Origin of the sequence: Shimia sp. R10_1, assembly GCF_017744095.1 — a bacterium.
Lineage (GTDB): Bacteria > Pseudomonadota > Alphaproteobacteria > Rhodobacterales > Rhodobacteraceae > Shimia.
In genome coordinates, this window is record NZ_JAGHQX010000005.1 from 259,599 (window position 1) to 277,803 (window position 18,205).

Consider the following 18,205-nt stretch of genomic DNA (forward strand, 5'->3'; position numbering starts at 1 on the left):
ATGAAATTCATCCGCGATATTATTGCTGAAAAAACACAGGCGGCGGAGCAGGATCCTGCCGCTGCGTTGTCTTACCCGTTGCGTCTGAGAGAGCAGGACCGGACCGAGAGCGCTGCAGAGGCGCATGGGTACCCATCTACAGCTACCGTGACTTTGCCACTCGAGTCTGAGCCGCCTGTTGCGCAACCGGCAGCCGCCGCCGAAGACCTGCTGTCAAAACCAGAGCCGCAGGTGAATATGGATGCGATCACGGCATTGATGGGAACGCAGGCGGATGAGCGCGCGCTGCACAACGCGCCGGTGTCAAACGCGCCGGTGTCAGAAGAACACGTTGCTGAGGCGCCTGCACCACTGGTGCTGGAGGAGCAAGCAGCCATTCGCCCCGATCGCCTTGAAGACATGGAACATTTGGGTGCGCGCACGTCCAGTCCAGTGGCCGAAGAAAAGGTGGCTGTGCCTGATCATCGCCATTTGGATATGACAGGCGGGTATGTTCCTGCGGCGGACCCGGTGCCGGCCCCGCCAATCCTAGAGACCGCGGCAGCGCCGACACCGGCTCCAACGGCGATCCCTACCGCAGCCCCTGCACCCGCCGCGTCGGCACCGCAAATGGATCCTCCCTCGCAACCTGTCACACCAGAGCCTGCGCTTGCAGAGATCGGCCTTGAAGCGTTGCAAGCCAATGTGGGCGCACACAAACCCGCAAGTGGCCGTGGAACAAAGGGCCGCGTCAAAACCCGGCTACTCGGTTTTAGTGCGCCATCCAGTCAGGCAACCGATCCGTTGTCACAAGCCCCAGAGGCACCAACCTCGGCACAGGCGACTTTTCCGGTGGGTTGGCTGGTGATTGTGGATGGGCCAGGCAAAGGGGCGTCGTTTGCTCTGTTCGATGGGCTCACGCAGATTGGCCGCGGCGAAGGGCAGACCCTGCGCCTGGATTTTGGGGACAACACGATCTCGCGCGAGAACCATGCGGCCATCGCCTTTGACGGAGAGCAACGCCGGTTCTTTTTCGGCCATGGCGGCAAGGCAAACCTTGTGCGTCTGAACGGACAACCGGTTTTGAGCACAGAAGTTCTGGCGTCACAGAGCCTCATTCGGATTGGAGAAACCACGCTGCGGTTTGTGGCGTTTTGTGGGGAAGAGTTTACCTGGAGCGACACCGAAAAAGGATCTGCGCATCTTGGTTGAGCTTTGTTTTGATGTTGCCACGGGGCTGAGCCTCGGTGCGCGAGACAGGCAGGAAGATTCTGTTGTTGCGGATTTTCCGCTTGGTGCGCCAGTTGGCTTTGCGGTTTTGTCTGATGGCATGGGCGGACATGCTTGCGGCGACATGGCCAGCGGTATTGTGGCTACAGAAATGTTCAGCGAACTGAAGCTGCTTGCGGCGGCTCCGGCACAAATGGAACACGACATTGGTGTCATTTTAAGGGACGCGGTGACGGCCGCGAACCGCTGCATCCATCTGTATGAGGCCCAAAACGGCGCAGCGCAGGGCATGGGAGCAACGCTTGTTGCGCCGGTTCTGTTTGAAAATCGTCTGTATTGGGTGTCTGTGGGGGACTCCCCGCTGTATTTGTTTCGCGGCCAAAAGCTCTATCGCTTGAACGAAGATCACTCCTTTGCCGCCTATGTAGATGGTTTGCGCGCGCGCGGTGAGATTTCACAGGATGAGGCCGACAACCACCCGGATCGCAGCGCCTTGATTTCGGTGCTGGCTGGCGGGAAAATTGCCAGAGTCGATTGCCGGACTGTGCCCACGTTGTTGAATGACGGGGATATTGTGTTGGCGGCAAGCGACGGCTTGCACACGCTTTCTGATGCGGCGCTGACAGAAATTTTGTGTGCGCATGCGCAGCGGTCTGGCGCCCAGATTGGCGACGCGATTTTGCGCGCAGTTGAGGCCGTAGGCTGCCCGGATCAAGACAACCTGTCATTGTGTGTCATAAAGGCTGTGCGCGCTACGGAGGCGACGCTTTCTACGCCCCAGGCGCAACCGCAACAGACCCGTCACACCGAGTCTGCCCAGATTGGCGGCGTGGAAAGCAAAACTGTTGTGCAGATAGATCGAGACGCACGCAATGGTGTGCAACGCTCTGTGCTTACGCTCATTCGAAAGGTCGCAAAATGACGTCTGCCAAGTCAGATCAGATCGTGACACAGCTACACTCGGCGCTGGAAACGGGGCGTTTGCCTGCCCACCATCAGGCTCTTGGGGTTCAGGTTTTGGATCACTTGTCTCAGGCGGTAAGCGTGGTCGTGTTGGGACGTGCTGGTAGCGGGAAGTCTAGCCTGATCAACATGCTGATGGGCGGGGAGGTGCTTGCGCCTCCGGCAAGCGTCGAGATGTGCGATGTCGTATATGGCGATCGTGCAAAACTGACTTTGGGTTGGTCGGACGGCACAACCCGCGCGTTTTGGGGGACAGCGGTGGATGCCTCAGAGGCGGAAGGCGCGATCTGGGCCAAATATGAGCTGCCGTTGCAGACACTGCGGTCGCAAAGGTATTGTGAAATAGCACAGCCCAATGAACCGACGCGACAACGAGACCTGCTGGAGACCGCCTTGGCAAAGGGACAGGTGTTCGTCTGGTGTAGTGAGCTTTTTGACCGCGCAGAGCAAAAGATCTGGACTGCGCTGCCTGAGACCGTGAAAGATCACAGCTTTCTTGCCCTGACAAAAGCGGATCGCCAGATCATGAAAGGGGACCTTTCAGAACGCATTGCGGAGCTGGAAGCTGTCGCTGCGGATGAATTTCTTGGCCTGCATCCTGTCGCGACCCTGCACGGGTTGAAAGCGCGCTGCGCAGAGAATTTTCAAGCCGATTTATGGGAGGCTTCCGGCGGTCGAGATCTGTCAGAAGCGGTACAAGCACAGGTTCAGAAAGGGCGTTCGGCGGATCTGGATCAAGCAGCGATGCTGCTGGCGCAGGTGCCCGATCGGGATGTTGCGCCAACGCAGGCAGATACGCTCGGGCGCGGTCGCAATGACACAGAAGCGCCGTGCGATCAGCAGATGGTTCTGCTTGATGAACTGCAAACGCATTTGCAAACCGCTGCACAAGAGATGCTGGCGGATCTGGATGCGGGCAAAGTGCCCGATGCGGACGTTGTTGTTTCGCGATGCACTTCTGCGTTGAATGGGTTGACTGAGATGCTTTCCGATGCTGCGGCCACAGAAGGCGGTGTTTTTGAAGGCTTGATGGACGATGCGCAGGATGGAGGCGAAACGCTCACCCTTTTGCAGGTCGAACAAAATGCCAAGGCGGCTGAAGATGCTGTGGTTGTGCTGTTGCAGCTGAAGAAAGAAATCGGCGCGAGGGCCCCCGCATGAACATGCAAATTCGGCCCGAGGGCAAGCCCAATATCCAATCCTCCCGACGGATCGCAAACCTGCGCACTGGATTGGAAGGCTTGCAGGATCTTGGCCGCGATCTAGATCGCTTAGACGTTCTGCTTGGCGCCCTTTCTGAGGTTGCGGGGAAGAACACGCGCAAAACTGTTGAACGGTTGCGCAAGGATGTGGCCTCTTTTGAGCCGACAATCACCGTTTTGGGACAGGTCAAATCCGGGAAAACCACGTTGGTCAATGCCATGGCGGGCTGGGCGGATCTTTTGCCATCTGATGTAAACCCATGGACGTCTGTCGTGACCTCTTTGCATCTCAAGCCTGCCTCGCGTCCGACTGAAACCGGAGCGTCGTTTCAGTTTATGACGGAAAAGAACTGGGATCGGCTGCTCAATCAGGGCGGGCGCATCGGGGAAATGGCCAGCCGCGCAGGCGCAGAGAGCGAGCTGGCAAAGATCGGCGAGCAGGTTCAAAAAGTACGCGCCAAAGCGCAGAAACGGCTCGGTCAGAAATTCGATCTGCTGCTCGGAGAAACACATCGCTACGGCTATTTCGATAAGAATCTGCTTGAGCGTTATATCGTCATGGGCGACGATTTTGGTGCAGATGACAGTGAGCAGGGGCGCTTTGCAGATATTCTGTCATCTGCGGATCTGCATCTGAATTGCGACACCATTCCTGTGCCGCTTTGCCTGCGAGATACGCCCGGTGTCAACGACACCTTCATGATGCGTGAGCAGGTCACCATTCAGGCCCTCAGGAGCAGCAAAACCTGTGTGGTGGTGCTCTCTGCCGGGCAGGCTTTGACCTCTGTGGACATGGGGTTGATCCGGCTCATTTCCAACCTAAAGTCCCGTGATGTGGTGATTTTTGTCAATCGCATTGATGAGCTGCCTGATCCGGTGAACCAGGTGCCAGAGATTGAGGCGAGCATCCGCAAAACGCTGCGTGATCGGCAGGGCCCCGAAGAAGTGGATATCCTGTTTGGCAGCGCCTATTGGGCCAACAAGGCCCTGAGTGGGAATATCGAGGGCATGCCAAAAGTGTCCAGTCAGGCGCTGTTGGAGTGGGCCGAGATCGCGCTTGAGCCTGACAGCGGGCCGATGGCGCCCCACGAGTTGGTCTGGGAACTCTCCGGCATGAGCCACCTCTACCGCGCCCTATCAGAGCGCGTGATCGAGGCGCAGGGCGCAGAACTCGTGACAAAAACGGCGAAAGCGGCATTGACCGTGGCGACCAGTGAAGTGGCGGCGGGCATGGTGCGCATAGAGCCCAGTGAGACCGCGCAAGCGGCCTCTTCACTAGACAACGTACAAGATGATTTTGCTGCGATTGCCGCGTTCCACAAAGACGCGTTTGACAAAGAACTGTCAGCGGCGATTGCGGATTACCACATCCGTGCAGATCGGGCGCAAGCGAAGTTCATTGATCGCGCGCTGCGTTCATTGCTGTCGCATCTGGAAGCCTACGGGAAAGCCGTCGTTTGGGACTATGACCCCGTGGGGTTGCGCATGCTGTTGCGCTCGGCTTATTCGGCTTTTGGGGCGCGGGTGCGCAGCATGTCGAAGGCGCGTTTTGAGGCGGCGATGACGGATGTGGCGGTGTTTTACGCCAATGCCTTTGGGTCTGCCGTTGAAGGCATCCAGATGGCACCACCCAACCTGCCTGAAGTGCCTGCTCCGGTGGCGCTCGGGCAGACCATTGCGCTGGATTTCAACGATGGTTGGTGGATTTCTTGGTGGACGCGCATTCGCGGATATGACGCGTTTTCCAAGCGGTTTCAGAATTTGATTGCGCGGGAAACCGAAGACTTCATGACGCAGGCCAAAGATGTGCAGACCAGCCAGATGCGCGATTTGGCGCGGGCACAACTGCACGGCTTTTTTGTGCAGCACACCGACATACTCAGAGATATCGGCGCCACATCGGCAGGCGCACAATTGGACTCTCTTCTGCAAAATGGAGCAGAGGGGCAGAAGCGTGGACAGCTGCAAACGCTGACCACAGAGTTTGAGCGCTTGTTGGCAGAACGGGACGCTGAGGCAAAAGGGACAAGGTGATGACAGATCCGCAGGCAAACCCAGTAACATCGCAACCTGTTCGCAAACCGCGCATCGCGTTGATGGGCGAGTTCAGCGCAGGCAAAAGCACATTGATGAACCTTCTGTTGGGGTGCGATCCGATGCCGGTGCGCATCACAGCGACGCGGGTGCCACCGGTTTGGGTAACCCATGGCCCGCGTGGCGCGGTGCTTTTGCGCGAAGATGGGTCAGAGGAGCGTTTTGAAGGTGCTGATCTGACTGAGGCGCCGATGGAGGGCACCGACTTGATCCGCTTCTCTATGGAGTCTGATATCCTAAGATTGTGTGAGTTGATTGATATTCCGGGGATTTCTGATCCCAATCTCAACTACGAAACCTGGTTGGATGTCCTGGAAGAGGTGGATTGCGTGCTGTGGTGCACGCACGCCACACAGGCTTGGCGGCAATCGGAGGCTGCGCTTTGGGAGCAGATCAGTGAAACTGTGAAGGGGCCCAACTATCTGGTGGTCACCCAATTTGACAAATTGAGATCAGAGCGTGATCGCGCGCGCGTTTTGGCGCGTCTTGCAGCAGAGGCCACCGCAGAGTTTGAGGCGATTATCCCGCTTGCCACCATGGACGCGATCAATGCCGGATCAGATGAAGAGGCCTGGCGCGCAAGCGGAGGCGCGGCCCTGATTGAACGCATGGTGACCATGCTTGTCGGTGTGCCACAGGGGGGTGTCTCGCAGGCACCCTCAGAAAAAGACCTTGTTAACGTCAGCGCGCTAGAACCAAGAGACTGCGAGGTGGATCGTCCCACGCTTGACGCACAGGTGCAGCCGAAAATGGATCATGCGTCATGTGCAGGTGCGATTGGCGAAGACGGAAAAAAGGTTGTACCGCGTAGGGTACGCCCAAAATCGCCCAATCCAGAAAGGCCGTCGGCCGCTGAGTTGCAACCCTATGCGCTGCAAGGGTTTCCAGGCGGCTGAAGATATGAACAGGGGGCATACAATGAAACAGCGTGAGGGCGCGACAGTGGAGGCAACACATCTGTGACCATCGCCGCCCGTCTTGACGCGTTGTGCAGGGAGCTTCCCAATTGCCAGGTTGTTGGCTTTGGGGACGTTGATGCACGCCTTGTGCTTAAAGCGGCACATCAGGATGGCTTGGCGCGTGAGGTGCTCGACAGCTATTGCACAGAGGCTTTGACGTGGTTTGAAACCGCAGGTGCCGTCAACCTGAATGTAACTGATGGTGACCACTGTGTCGTTTTGGGCGCGCAAGATATGCGGGTCTATTTGCGTCATGAGGGGCGGTCAGATTTCCTGTTTCTGGTGTGCGACTTAGAGAGTGATGTCGATCTTGTTTCCTCTGCGGGGCGGCAGATGTTGACCGCACTGGCAGGCCCCGCATGATCGCGCGTCGCAACGCAAGGTCGGCCACATTGCCGCCCGATCAGGACATCGATCTGCGTGATGCGCTGGAGGCGCTCGCAAAACCGGCTGAGCATCGCTATGGATGCTGGCGCATGTTTGCAACGGATGATGAGGCGCTAAGGGCCGTGGTCGTCGAGGTCGGGCAGGTGATTTTGGCGCGTCGTGTTCGGGTCAGCGTGCGGGACACCGAAAGGGTGTTAGAGCTCACAATAAGCAACCGACACCTGATCGACATCTCAGGGCTGTCTGTGTCGCCTGAAGAGGCCACGGCGCAGCAGATTGTTTCAGCCTTGCGCCAGGCGATGACAGATGCGCGCGCGTTAAAATTTGAGATTATAGACACAGCGCCACTCATAAGAAATGGCACCCGATCATGGCCCCAAACAGCGCTTTTTCAGGCGCTTCAGCAGGGTGTCGACGTCGCCACAAATTCCGCTGACTGGACGGATCTTGTGGCCCAATTGAAAGCGCTGTCCGAGAGTTGGATTGACATGCCTGAGAGCGCGCAGCCCGCCGCGTATGGGGATGCGCCAGCTGTTGAGGTGCTCCGTCAGTTCGCAGCCGCGCGCGCAACAGCGCAAGGCGCAGGGGAGCGGATCGGCAGGCCACAGCCGTTTCTGGCGATGGTACATACTGAGACGGGTGGACTTTTGATACAGTTGAGCTTGCCGATGCAGCAGATTTATCTGGCCGCCCCGGCAACGCATCGCAAGCAGATCACTGCCCTTTGGCGGGCGTTTGTCGCAGTAACGGATCCCGGTTCTACCAGACCTGTTGAAGCAGGTTGAGTGTCTCGGCCATGATGGGACGTTCCACGTTGCGTTCCAATGTGATGAAGCTGAGGCTGGCGGGCACGGATACGGTGGCGCAGACAACGATGCCAAAGCTCTGTTTTTGGTGCAGGGCGATGGAATCGCGGCACAGGCTGAGCCCAATGCCCGATCGGACCATTGCCAGCATAGAGGCCTCCTGATCCACTTGGGCCACGATGTTTTGGGTGCAACCGTGTGCCTCAAACACGCGATTGAGCAGGCGATGATGCACCGAAAGTTCGGGTGTCCCGATCCATGGCAATGCGGCGAGTTGCTTCCAATCCGCATGCTCTGCTTGCGTGCCCCATCCACTGGGCGCAATTACGCGATAGTTGAAATCTGCCAGCCGCACAGCGTGGATGGGCTGTTCATTGTCTGTATGGCTGTCAGGCAGATCGTCCGGCGCACTGAGATAGAAGCCCGCATCAATCTGGCCGCGTTTGAGCCAATTGAGCGTATTGCCACTCACCCCATGTAGCAAATGGGTTTCAATGGCGGCGTGGTCCTGCCGCAGTTTTGCCAGCAAATGCCCAAGGCGAATAAACTCCGGATCCACGATTGTTCCGATGCGCAGCGTGCCACTGAGCTGGCCAGAGCGTTGGCGGGCGCTGCGATGAAAATCGCTCATGGCGTCCAGAACCTTTTCCGCCTTGGCAAGCATCGCTGCGCCATCGGGTGTAACCTGAAGGCCGGTTGTGGTGCGCGTGAAGAGCGATAGATCTGTTTCTTCAGCGAGTCGCTTGATCTGATGGCTGATTGCAGGCTGCGTGAGGTTGAGCACCTCTGCCGCCCGCGACACGCTGCCTTCTCTGGCCACAGTGACGAAGGCCAAGAGGTTGTTTAGGTTTGAAAAACGATCCATATAAATTTTTCTAATATAGGTTTGTGGGATTTGTCATTAGCCACATGCGTGCCAATGTCGAATAAGCGGGCAACAGGTGCATTTCGGGGAGGGGATGCAGAGCGCTGCCGCACGGTGAACGTCTAGGGTTGCCATGCACAGTGTCATTCGCCCTCGAACTGCACTCAGGATGATGAACCGAGTGGCCGAGGGACAAAACATGACCGATCAGAAAAATGAATTTGACTACGTTGTGGTTGGCGCCGGATCTGCTGGGTGTCTTTTGGCCAATCGCCTGAGCGCAGATCCAGCAAATCGCGTGCTCTTGCTGGAAGCGGGTAAAGCAGACACTTACCCTTGGATCCACATCCCTGTTGGCTACCTATATTGCATTGGCAACCCTCGTGCAGACTGGCTTTATAAAACGCAGCCCGACAAAGGTCTGAATGGTCGCAGCCTGCTTTACCCGCGCGGCAAAACGCTTGGTGGCTGCTCGTCTATCAATGGTATGATCTACATGCGCGGTCAGGCACGGGATTATGACAACTGGGCCGCATTGACCGGTGAAGACGCTTGGAACTGGGACAACGCGCTCGAGTCATTTAAGTCTCATGAGGATCACTACAAGCTTGATAATGGGGCAGATCCTAAGACAGGGGACAACAGTCGCTTCTCGGATATGCACGGTCATGGCGGTGAGTGGCGCATTGAGAAACAGCGCCTGAACTGGGAGGTGCTGGATAGCTTTGCTGATGCTGCCGAACAGACCGGCGTGCGTAAAACCGATGATTTCAACAGCGGCGACAACGCAGGTGTGGGCTATTTTGATGTGAACCAGCGATCCGGCTGGCGCTGGAACACGTCCAAGGCTTTCTTGCGGCCGGCAAAGTCCCGTCCAAACCTCACAATCTGGACAGAGGCGCAGGCGGAAAAGCTGTTGTTTGACAGCGAGAATGGCCTGCGTTGCTCCGGTGTGCGCGTCAACCTCGCTGGGGAAACTGTCGATGTTGGGGCGCGCAAAGAGGTGGTTTTGTCCGCCGGTGCCATCAACTCTCCGCAAATCCTTCAGCTGTCGGGCATTGGCCCCGCCGCTCTGTTGAAAGAGCATGGCATCGACGTGGTGATGGATCAGCCCTATGTGGGCGAAAACCTGCAGGACCACCTACAGATCCGCGCTGTTTTTAAAGTCAAAGGCACGCAAACACTGAACACGCTCGCCAATTCTATGATTGGAAAAGCCAAAATTGGTCTGGAGTATATGTTCAAACGCTCCGGACCGATGAGCATGTCGCCAAGCCAGTTGGGCGCGTTTACCCGCTCCGATCCAGGTCGCACGCATGCAAACCTCGAATATCACGTGCAGCCACTGAGTCTTGAGGCCTTTGGCGAGGATCTGCATGATTTCCCCGCCATGACTGTGAGTGTTTGCAACCTCAATCCCACCAGTCGTGGGCATGTGCGTATTGCCTCTGGCAACTTTTACGATGCGCCAGAGATCACACCGAATTATCTGGACACGGAAGACGATCGCAAAGTGGCGGCGGACAGCCTGCGTCAGGTGCGCGAGATCATGGGGCAGCCTGCAATGCAAAAATACGCGCCAGAAGAGTTCAAGCCGGGCCCCCAGTACCAAAGTGATGAGGAACTGGCGCGGCTTGCGGGGGATATCGCCAGCACGATTTTCCACCCCGTTGGCACGGTGAAGATGGGCCGCGATGATGATCCCACTGCCGTCTTGGATCCGCATCTGCGCATGCGTGGCGTTCACGGGCTGCGGGTGGTTGACGCGTCGATCATGCCGGAAATCACCAGCGGCAACACCAACTCACCAACCATCATGATTGCCGAAAAGGCCGCTGGCTGGATCTTGAACGGCCAATAGTCGCGCAACTTCATAAATTTGAATGATCGGAGGACATATGCGTCATTCGTTTTCCAACCTGCCGTTGACAGGCGTCAAAGTTGTGGACTTTGGCCAATACATTGCCGGTCCGGCTGTCGCCATGTTGCTTGGAGATCTGGGGGCGACGGTTGTGCACATCGACCCGCCCGAAGGCGCGATGTGGGACAGCCCAGCCAATGCGATGCTGAACCGCAATAAGGTGATCGTAAATCTCGATCTGAAAACGCCTGAAGGGTTGGAACAGGCGCTTGCGCTATGCGCGGAGGCCGACATTCTCATCGAGAATTTCCGCCCCGGAAAACTGGCCAAGCTGGGGGTCGATTTTGCTGCCCTGCGCAAAAACCGCTCCGAGCTGATCACGCTCAGCATCCCAGGGTTTGCTTCTGACGACGAAGAACGCCGCGAGCTACGCGCCTTTGAAAGCATTGTTGCCGCGAGCTCCGGTGTCTTCACCGATATGGGGCTGAACCGGGTTTTGATGGGGCTCAACCCGTCGTTCTCCCCGTTGCCGCTGTCCTCTGCTTATGCCTCCCAGATTGCAGCGTCTGCCACCGTATTGGCGCTCCAGTCGCGACAGATCACAGGGCAGGGGGACGCCATCGAAGTGCCTTTGGCCGCCGCAGTGATGGAGGGGCTATGTTACAACTCCATCCACGTTTCTGACATGCCCCAGCGTTATCTGACCCAGCGCGAGGTAGAGATCGAGCGGCGCCGGATCGAAGGCCTGCCAATGAATGTCAGCTATGAGGATCTGCAGGAACTGCTGGACCCATTCTTCCGCAGCTACATGTGCAAAGATGGTCGGATGTTCTATGTGGTCTGTCCCAGCCACAAGAACCACGCGCGCCGCTGTCTGGAAGTGCTCGGGATCTATGACGAGTTGGTCAAAGAGGGGCTGACCTCCGAAGAAGACACCTACAAGCCATGGTCTGAGTGGGAACACGACACCTCTCTGGGGGTGTACCCGATGCCAAAAGACTGGGCGGACAAGATCGCCGCGCGCATGAAAGAGGTGTTTATGACCCGCACCTCCCATGAGTGGAAAAAGATGTTTGGCCGGGGCATGATCCCGGGCGCGCCGCAAAGGTGGCTTCAGGAATGGATTCACGACGAATACGCCGAGACCTCCGGGTTGATGATCGACGTTTGGGATCCGGTCTATGGCGATATGACCCAACCCGGGCCGGTGGTGTGGCTTGAGGAAAGTGGCGAGGAGGCGCTGAAGCCCGAACCACGCCGTTGGGTCGAATTTGACGAAGCCCTGAAAATTCTCAAAAAACACCGCACAGAGCTGCCGGAACCGGACGAAGCAGAAAGCCGCGAAGGCTGGCTGTCTGGTGTGCGGGTTCTGGATCTATGCAACGTGATTGCCGGGCCTCACTCTGCCAGCTATCTGGCGCGCTTTGGCGCCGAGGTGATCAAGTTGGATCCCGCTGAGCCGATGTATGACAGCTGGAACACCGTGATCTACGGCATGTCGCAGATGCGCGGCAAAAGCTCTATTCTCGCGGACATCACCTCGCGCCATGGGCGTCAGGTCTTTGAAGATCTGGTGAAAACCGTTGACGTGATTGTCTGGAACGCGCCGGACAATCAGATCCGCAAGATGGGGCTGGATGCTGATAATCTGCGCAAGCTCAATCCGGATGCGATCTTCTGCAAACTGGATTGCTTCAGCGGCGTGCGACGTGGCACGCGGACTGACTATATCGGCTATGACGATCTGGTGCAGGCCGCGACCGGCATCATGCTGCGCTTTGGCGGGGCTATGGACCGCCCCGAAGAGCATGCGCACGTTGGCACCATCGATGTCATGTGCGGCTTTGGTGGAGCGTTGAGTGTCGCTGCGGCGCTCTATCAGAAGCATCGGTTCGGGCGTATTGGACGGGGCCGCACGTCTCTGACGGCCAACAGTGGCTTGCTGCAGGCGCCTTTTGCCTTTGACTTTAAGGGGCGCGGTTTGTTTGACGAGCCGTCCGGCCCTGAGGCCAACGGATATGACGCTCTGACCCGCTTTTACTACACGGCGTCAGGTCGCTACATTCTGCTGAGCGCTTATGAGAGCGATCTGCCGCGTTTTACGCAGGTTGAAGGGTTGGAAGAGTTGCCAAACCTGCCCGAAGAAGAGCGCGCGGCCTATCTGTCTCAGGCGTTCCAATTGCAGCCCGCCTCTGAGTGGGTGGCCCGTTTGCGTGCCGCAGATCTTGCAGCCACCATTTGTGAAAACCTAGAAGCCCTGCGCGCTTTGAACACACGTGAAAGCGACGGTCTGCCGGGGATCGACAAAGGCAGCTATTCTTTCTCGGTCTACCCCGACCATCCAAGCGGGCACGAGGTGACGCAACTTGATCCCTATGCTGTGCGTCCGGCGCAAAGCAAAGTCTATGCCCTTGAACCCGCAGAGAAATTCGGCGCTTCCACACGTGCGATCCTGCGTGACCTTGGCTATGCGGAGAAAGCGATTGAGCAGATGATCGCCAGTGGTGATATCGGCACATCTTGGGCTGACGAGTATCTTCCAAGTTAATCCAACACACCGCCCCTCCTCGCAGGGGCGGTTTTTTGTGCGCGTGCTGCCATTTGGCTGAGCGCGCCCACACCAGCACATCCTTCAGGGATGTGAATTCTTGCGCCAAAAAGGAGGAGTTATGGCCAAAGAACCCCCAATGATGGATCTGTCGATCCCAACGGCTGAAACGGGCTTTTATGCCGGCTTCAGCAAAACCGTCGCGATATCATCCAAAATTCTGGTCAGTGCGCTGATCGTTTGGGCGATTTCCGTGCCGGAAAACGCCGCCGCTGTTCTGGGCGCGATGAACGGTTTTCTTCTGAAGAATTTCGCCAGCTGGTACATCTATGCTGCGGCTTTCTTCACCATTGTTTGTGCGGTTCTGGCAGTGGTTCCCGCCACAGGCAGGCTGCAGCTTGGTCAGGCCGGGGATAGACCTGAGTTTTCCAACTTCTCCTGGTTCTCGATGATGTTTGGTGCCGGGATTGGCATCGGCATGCTGACCTTTGCCACCGCGGAGCCGATGTATCATTTTGCGACCAATCCCAGCGTGATCATGGGGGAAACCACCGCATCCGGCGCAGACAACGTGACCGCTGCCTATGTTTGGTCGTTCATGCACTGGGGCTTTGTCGCATGGGCGTGTTATGCGCTGGTGGGCCTGTCGCTGGCTTACTTCTCCTATCGCCGCAACCTGCCTCTGACCATCCGCTCCGGCCTTGCGCCGCTGTTTGGGGAACGTCTGTCTGGCGGTATCGGCCATGTTGTTGATGTTGTGGCCGTTGTGGCGACCATTCTTGGTGTGGCGCAAACGCTTGGCTTTGGTGTGGAACAGTTCGTGTCGGGCCTCACCCGTATCGGTCTGGGCGACTGGCTGGTCAACGAGGCGGGCAAACCGTCAACCGCTGGCATTGTCGTCTCGCTGGCCGTCATCATGGGCGCATCCACCCTGTCCGCACTGTCTGGCGTTGGCAAAGGCATCAAGTGGCTGTCGAACCTGAACATGGGGCTCAGCTTCTTCCTGCTGGCCTTCTTCCTGCTCTTCGGATCGACCTTCTTTGGTCTCAGCGCACTGGTGAATGGCTTCTTTGCATATGTCACACAACTGCCCGCCATGCTGTTCACCGTCTGGAGCCCTGATGGCACCGAGGTGGGCGACGCACTGGCAGGCTGGCAAGGTGGCTGGTCCGTGTTCTACTGGGCTTGGTGGATCGCATTTGCCCCCTTTGTGGGTGTGTTCCTGGCGCGTATCTCGCGCGGTCGCAGCCTGCGTGAATACATCGTTGGTGCCATTCTGGTGCCTTCGTTGATGTGCTTCATCTGGTTCACCGTTGTTGGCGGCACCGCTGTAGACTTGACACTGAACGGCGGTGTGGGGGATGCCATCTCTGGTGCGGGTCAGTCAAACCAGCTGTTCGTGATGCTGGATTTGCTGCTGTCCCCGGCACTGGGTTGGATCATGGCCGTGATCGTTGTTGTTCTGCTGCTGACTTATCTGGTCACCACGGCAGACTCTGCGGTTTTGATCGTGAACACCATCAACGCAGCCGGCGATGAAAGCCCCCGTGGCCGTCCTCACATCATTTTCTGGGGACTGGCGTTGAGCTTTGTTGTGGGTGGCCTGCTGATGGTTGGTGGCCTTGGCGCCATTCAGACAGCCATGGTGATTGGCGCTTTGCCTTTCAGCTTGGTGATGGTTCTGATGGGCATTGCGTTGATCAAAGCGGTGGTGAGAGATGCGCTGCGTGAAAAGAACGGCGTGAAAACAGTCTACTAAGCCTCAGGTCCGTCAGAACCGACGGTTCGCAACTGTCGCTCGGATCCCAAAAAAACGGCCTTTCGGGGGTGTTTCCCGAAAGGCCGCGTTTTTACTTCTTGCGAGCCAGTTTCCAACGCCTTCAGGAGGCATCCGGCCCGCGTCTGTTACTTGGCGGACAGATCGTAGCCAAACCAAGTTTCAGACAGCTTTGCCATTGTGCCGTCGGCCAGCATCTCAGCAATGGCAGCATCCATGCGACCTTGCAGATCTTGTTTGCCTTTGCCCAAGGCGACGCCCTGACCCTGACCAAACTCAGCGAAATCCGCGCTGGTCAGCAGTGGGCCAACGAGCGACAGTTTGTCTTTCTGATCACCTTTCAGGAAAGGTTCGGCTGCGGATGTTTCCATCATGGCGGCATCAATCCGGCCGGCCAGCAGGTCGTTCACAATCTGATCGGGGCGGTCATAGCTGCGCAGGGTGGCGCCTTCAAAATGCGCTTTGACCACCTGTTCATGGGTGGTGCCGGTCTGTACGCCGACCGTTTTGTCAGCCAAAGCAGCAAGCAGGTCTGCAGGGGTGTCCAGCGTGCCAAACCCGGCGTCCACTGCTCCGATCACAGAGTTCGGTGCGTCGGCATAAGCGGACGAAAAGTCGACCATTTTTGCGCGCTCTTCGGTGATGGAAATGCCTGAAATCACGGCATCAAACTTGCCAATTTGAAGCGCAGGAAGCAGGCCATCATAGGCTTGGTTGATCCAGGTGCAGTTTGCTTCAATGCGGCGGCAAAGCTCGTCGCCGAAGTCGCGGTCAAACCCAACGATTTCGTTGTTTTCGTTTACGGATTCCCAGGGTGGGTAGTCTGCACTTGTGCCAATCCGCAGGTCTTCTGCGGAGGCAGTTGTGCATGTGAACAGCGCAATTGCGGCCAAAGCGGCGAGGTTTTTCATGGTGATCCCCAATTTGTTGTGGTTGGTCTGCCCGTCTGCGACATGGCGGCTATGTGCTGCACTGTTGTCGTTGCGGGGGGTGGAAAAATATGAAATGTCGCGGCTAAACATCACACTTTCCGATGTGACGCAATATTCATTCAACGCAGCAAGGACAAAGCATGAAAAGGCTACAGGATATCGATCTGAAGCTGCTGCGTAGTTTTCAGGCAATTGCCGATGCGGGCGGGATCGCCGGGGCGCAGGCGACGCTGAATTGTTCCCAGTCAACCCTCTCGACACAGCTGGCGGACTTGGAAAAACGGTTGGGGTTTCGGGTTTGCCAACGCGGCCGCAGCGGGTTTTCACTCACCGCTGAGGGCAAAAAGTTGCTTGAGGCTCTGGATGATCTCTTCGCGGCGGCGGACAGATTTCAAAATGCAACGGCCACGATTTCAGGCGACATGCGCGGCGTACTTCGGATTGGCATCATGGATGCCATGCTTGCCAATACAGCCTGGCCGCTGCCGGATGTCTTGGGGCGGTTTTCGGAACGGGCGCCAAGCACCTATGTAGATCTGTCCTTGGTATCGCCATCCGCCATGGAAGGATTGCTGTTGGAGGGGCAGCGAGATGCGGTGATCGGGCCTTTCCCACAAAAGCGCGCTGGTATCGCGTATATTCCGCTCTTTCAGGAGCGGCATTCTCTCTACGCCGTCCCGCGCCATCCTTTGACCCGCATGGCGCATATTGGGTTTGAAGAGTTGAGCCGTCACTCTCTGATCGTCACGCCGGGAGAGTTGCAGCGCTTCCCTTTCATCCGCCGCCGGCGTCGTGGTCGGGGCGATGAAGCTGATGAAAATATCTATCCTTCCGCCACTGTGGATCAGATGGAAACACATGCGATCCTGATCCGCAGCGGGCGCTTTGTTGGGTTTCTGCCAGACTATTACGGCGGATCGCTTGCTGATCTTTCCGCGCTCAGCACCGGGTCGGAGCTGCAATATCACTCGCCGATCTATCTGGCCTATCGCCGCAACGCCGAACTCAACATCATCCTGCGCGCCTTTATCAATCGCGTCCGCGAACAGCCTTTGGTTGAGGGAGTGTTGATGCAGACGGGCGCCGTGGTGGCGCTGGATTCATAAGCATCGAATTTTCGAAAGTAATCCGCCGATATTTCGAATGTTTCGGTGTTAAAAGAGGCAATACCCGGGGGCGGTCTCCTGTCTTCGGGCACAGAACAAAGGACATATGCATGTTTGATGTGATCGCACCCTATGCGACACAGCTGCTACTTGGGCTTTTGCTCACACTCAAAGTTGCCTTGGGCAGCTTTGTGTTGGGGCTGGTGCTGGCCGTGCTCTGCGCACCGCTGACGCAATCGCGACGCAATCCCTTGCGCAAAGTGCTTGATCTCTATGTCACCGTGATCCGCGGCGTCCCGGAGCTCTTGGTGATTTTCCTAATCTTTTATGGGGGAACCATCGTTCTGACAAAGCTCAGCGGCAGTTACTTTGAGGTGGACGCGCTGACTGCGGGGATTGTGGCGCTTGGTGCCGTGGCCTTTGCCTACCTGCTTGAGATTTTGCGCGCGGCGTTGCAATCCATTCCGGCTGGACAACGTGAGGCCGCATTGGTGCTGGGCCTGTCGCGGCGTCAGATGTTTGTGCACGTGATCTTGCCGCAGATGCTGCAGCGCGCTTTGCCGGGCCTTGGCAATCAGTGGCTGATTGTCCTCAAAGAGAGTGCGCTGGTGTCCATTGTGGGGCTCGAAGAACTGATGCGCAAGTCGGTGATCGCAGCCGGTGCGACGCACCATCCGCTGACGTTCTACCTGAGTGCTGCATGTCTTTATGTGGCGGTCTCCGCGTTGTCTTCGGCGATCTTCGCACAAGCCGAACAGCGGCTCACGCCCGTGCAAAGATAGGAGCGCCCATGTCTTATGAAATTCTAATGGCTGCGATACCTATCGTCTGGGACGGTTTGTGGCTGACCTTGGTCATTACGCTGTCTGCCTTTGTGCTTGGACAGGTGGTCGCGCTCCCGCTGGCGATGGCTGCTGACGCGCGCTCGCGCTTTGTGAGCGCGCCAGCCCGCGCTTACATCTTCTTTGTGCGCGGCAGTCCCATGCTCGTGCAGCTTTTTATCATCTACTACGGTCTTGGCAGTCTTGAGGCGGTGCGCGACAGCATTTTCTGGCCCATTCTGAAAGAGCCGTTGGGCTGCGCTATTCTTGCCGTCGGCCTCAACTCTGCAGCCTATATGGGCGCACTGTTGCGCGGAGCTATTTCGCAGGTGCCAGACGGGCAAGGCGAGGCGGCGCGCACTTTGGGGTTGTCCCCTTGGCAAACGCTCACACGCGTGACGCTGCCGCAGGCCTACCGGTATGTGCTGCCAGTGCTGGGCAATGAAATCACGCTGGTGATGAAAGCCAGCTCTCTCGCCTCTGCGGTGACGGTGGTGGAAATGACTGGCGCCGCACGCGCGTTGGTGGCCCGCACCTATGCCCCCTTTGAAGTCTTCACAGTCGCTGGCGCGCTCTATCTGATGCTTGCGCTTGGCTTTGCCGCGCTCTTCCGCGCGATTGAACGAAAAACTGCGATCCCCGGCCTGTCCGGCAATGACGCATAACTTAGCGAGG

At 57.5% G+C, this 18,205-nt stretch carries 15 protein-coding genes; 13 read left to right on the forward strand and 2 right to left on the reverse strand.

Annotation, left to right across the window (positions count from 1 at the left end; all coding sequences use genetic code 11):
• The 7 genes from J7413_RS11740 to J7413_RS11770 all read left to right on the forward strand — a co-directional run bounded on the left by J7413_RS11740 (nucleotide 1) and on the right by J7413_RS11770 (nucleotide 7,599).
• A complete protein-coding gene (locus J7413_RS11740) occupies nucleotides 1–1,191 on the forward strand; it encodes an FHA domain-containing protein (RefSeq protein ID WP_247743474.1) in 1,191 nt (396 codons plus the stop codon).
• Nucleotides 1,184–2,131 carry a protein phosphatase 2C domain-containing protein gene (locus tag J7413_RS11745; protein ID WP_209098341.1) on the forward strand — a complete coding sequence of 316 codons (948 nt, stop codon included), beginning with the start codon at nucleotides 1,184–1,186 and terminating at the stop codon, nucleotides 2,129–2,131. Before J7413_RS11740 ends, J7413_RS11745 begins: the two co-directional genes overlap by 8 nt.
• A complete protein-coding gene (locus J7413_RS11750; protein WP_209098343.1) occupies nucleotides 2,128–3,333 on the forward strand; it encodes a GTPase domain-containing protein in 1,206 nt (401 codons plus the stop codon). Before J7413_RS11745 ends, J7413_RS11750 begins: the two co-directional genes overlap by 4 nt.
• Entirely contained in the window at nucleotides 3,330–5,408 is a 2,079-nt protein-coding gene (locus tag J7413_RS11755) for a dynamin family protein (protein ID WP_209098345.1), read from the forward strand. Before J7413_RS11750 ends, J7413_RS11755 begins: the two co-directional genes overlap by 4 nt.
• Complete coding sequence (locus tag J7413_RS11760; RefSeq protein WP_209098347.1) at nucleotides 5,408–6,364, forward strand: dynamin family protein; 957 nt, start codon at nucleotides 5,408–5,410, stop codon at nucleotides 6,362–6,364. The genes J7413_RS11755 and J7413_RS11760 overlap by 1 nt, the downstream gene beginning before the upstream one ends.
• Before the next feature lie 63 nt (nucleotides 6,365–6,427).
• Entirely contained in the window at nucleotides 6,428–6,790 is a 363-nt protein-coding gene (locus J7413_RS11765) for a hypothetical protein (protein ID WP_209098349.1), read from the forward strand.
• Nucleotides 6,787–7,599: a hypothetical protein gene (locus tag J7413_RS11770; RefSeq protein ID WP_209098352.1), complete on the forward strand. Its 813-nt coding sequence runs from the start codon at nucleotides 6,787–6,789 to the stop codon at nucleotides 7,597–7,599. The genes J7413_RS11765 and J7413_RS11770 overlap by 4 nt, the downstream gene beginning before the upstream one ends.
• Here the strand turns inward: J7413_RS11770 and J7413_RS11775 are convergent.
• Nucleotides 7,574–8,485 carry a LysR family transcriptional regulator gene (locus J7413_RS11775; RefSeq protein WP_209098354.1) on the reverse strand — a complete coding sequence of 304 codons (912 nt, stop codon included), beginning with the start codon at nucleotides 8,483–8,485 and terminating at the stop codon, nucleotides 7,574–7,576. The genes J7413_RS11770 and J7413_RS11775 overlap by 26 nt on opposite strands.
• Before the next feature lie 199 nt (nucleotides 8,486–8,684).
• On the opposite strand from J7413_RS11775, the gene J7413_RS11780 reads away from it, so the two are divergent.
• The 3 genes from J7413_RS11780 to J7413_RS11790 all read left to right on the forward strand — a co-directional run bounded on the left by J7413_RS11780 (nucleotide 8,685) and on the right by J7413_RS11790 (nucleotide 14,653).
• Nucleotides 8,685–10,346 (forward strand): GMC family oxidoreductase N-terminal domain-containing protein, encoded by a 1,662-nt coding sequence (locus J7413_RS11780; protein ID WP_209098355.1) that lies wholly within the window; start codon nucleotides 8,685–8,687, stop codon nucleotides 10,344–10,346.
• Nucleotides 10,347–10,383: 37 nt separating this feature from the next.
• Entirely contained in the window at nucleotides 10,384–12,894 is a 2,511-nt protein-coding gene (locus J7413_RS11785; RefSeq protein WP_209098357.1) for a CoA transferase, read from the forward strand.
• A 121-nt stretch (nucleotides 12,895–13,015) separates the two neighbouring features.
• Nucleotides 13,016–14,653: a BCCT family transporter gene (locus J7413_RS11790; RefSeq protein WP_209098358.1), complete on the forward strand. Its 1,638-nt coding sequence runs from the start codon at nucleotides 13,016–13,018 to the stop codon at nucleotides 14,651–14,653.
• Between the two features lie 146 nt (nucleotides 14,654–14,799).
• Here the strand turns inward: J7413_RS11790 and J7413_RS11795 are convergent, their stop codons facing one another.
• Nucleotides 14,800–15,693, reverse strand: a complete 894-nt coding sequence (locus tag J7413_RS11795; protein ID WP_247743475.1) for a transporter substrate-binding domain-containing protein — start codon at nucleotides 15,691–15,693, stop codon at nucleotides 14,800–14,802.
• Nucleotides 15,694–15,743: 50 nt separating this feature from the next.
• Here J7413_RS11795 and J7413_RS11800 point away from each other — a divergent pair, with 50 nt between their 5' ends.
• From J7413_RS11800 to J7413_RS11810, 3 genes are all read left to right on the forward strand, one after another.
• The gene (locus J7413_RS11800) at nucleotides 15,744–16,709 is read left to right on the forward strand and encodes a LysR family transcriptional regulator (protein ID WP_209098359.1); all 966 of its coding nucleotides are present in this window, start codon (nucleotides 15,744–15,746) and stop codon (nucleotides 16,707–16,709) included.
• A 110-nt stretch (nucleotides 16,710–16,819) separates the two neighbouring features.
• Nucleotides 16,820–17,491, forward strand: coding sequence for an ABC transporter permease subunit (locus J7413_RS11805; protein WP_209098360.1), 672 nt, complete (start codon nucleotides 16,820–16,822; stop codon nucleotides 17,489–17,491).
• 8 nt (nucleotides 17,492–17,499) lie between these two features.
• A complete protein-coding gene (locus J7413_RS11810) occupies nucleotides 17,500–18,195 on the forward strand; it encodes an ABC transporter permease subunit (protein ID WP_209098361.1) in 696 nt (231 codons plus the stop codon).
• Nucleotides 18,196–18,205 lie beyond the last annotated feature (10 nt).

What these genes read in the sequence shown, in the direction of transcription:
- J7413_RS11740 (WP_247743474.1), top strand. Translation starts at nt 1, where the DNA reads ATGAAATTCATCCGCGATATTATTGCTGAAAAAACACAGGCGGCGGAG.
- J7413_RS11750 (WP_209098343.1), top strand. Translation starts at nt 2,128, where the DNA reads ATGACGTCTGCCAAGTCAGATCAGATCGTGACACAGCTACACTCGGCG.
- J7413_RS11755 (WP_209098345.1), top strand. Translation starts at nt 3,330, where the DNA reads ATGAACATGCAAATTCGGCCCGAGGGCAAGCCCAATATCCAATCCTCC.
- J7413_RS11760 (WP_209098347.1), top strand. Translation starts at nt 5,408, where the DNA reads ATGACAGATCCGCAGGCAAACCCAGTAACATCGCAACCTGTTCGCAAA.
- J7413_RS11770 (WP_209098352.1), top strand. Translation starts at nt 6,787, where the DNA reads ATGATCGCGCGTCGCAACGCAAGGTCGGCCACATTGCCGCCCGATCAG.
- J7413_RS11775 (WP_209098354.1), bottom strand. Translation starts at nt 8,485, where the DNA reads ATGGATCGTTTTTCAAACCTAAACAACCTCTTGGCCTTCGTCACTGTG.
- J7413_RS11780 (WP_209098355.1), top strand. Translation starts at nt 8,685, where the DNA reads ATGACCGATCAGAAAAATGAATTTGACTACGTTGTGGTTGGCGCCGGA.
- J7413_RS11785 (WP_209098357.1), top strand. Translation starts at nt 10,384, where the DNA reads ATGCGTCATTCGTTTTCCAACCTGCCGTTGACAGGCGTCAAAGTTGTG.
- J7413_RS11790 (WP_209098358.1), top strand. Translation starts at nt 13,016, where the DNA reads ATGGCCAAAGAACCCCCAATGATGGATCTGTCGATCCCAACGGCTGAA.
- J7413_RS11795 (WP_247743475.1), bottom strand. Translation starts at nt 15,693, where the DNA reads ATGTTTAGCCGCGACATTTCATATTTTTCCACCCCCCGCAACGACAAC.
- J7413_RS11800 (WP_209098359.1), top strand. Translation starts at nt 15,744, where the DNA reads ATGAAAAGGCTACAGGATATCGATCTGAAGCTGCTGCGTAGTTTTCAG.
- J7413_RS11805 (WP_209098360.1), top strand. Translation starts at nt 16,820, where the DNA reads ATGTTTGATGTGATCGCACCCTATGCGACACAGCTGCTACTTGGGCTT.
- J7413_RS11810 (WP_209098361.1), top strand. Translation starts at nt 17,500, where the DNA reads ATGTCTTATGAAATTCTAATGGCTGCGATACCTATCGTCTGGGACGGT.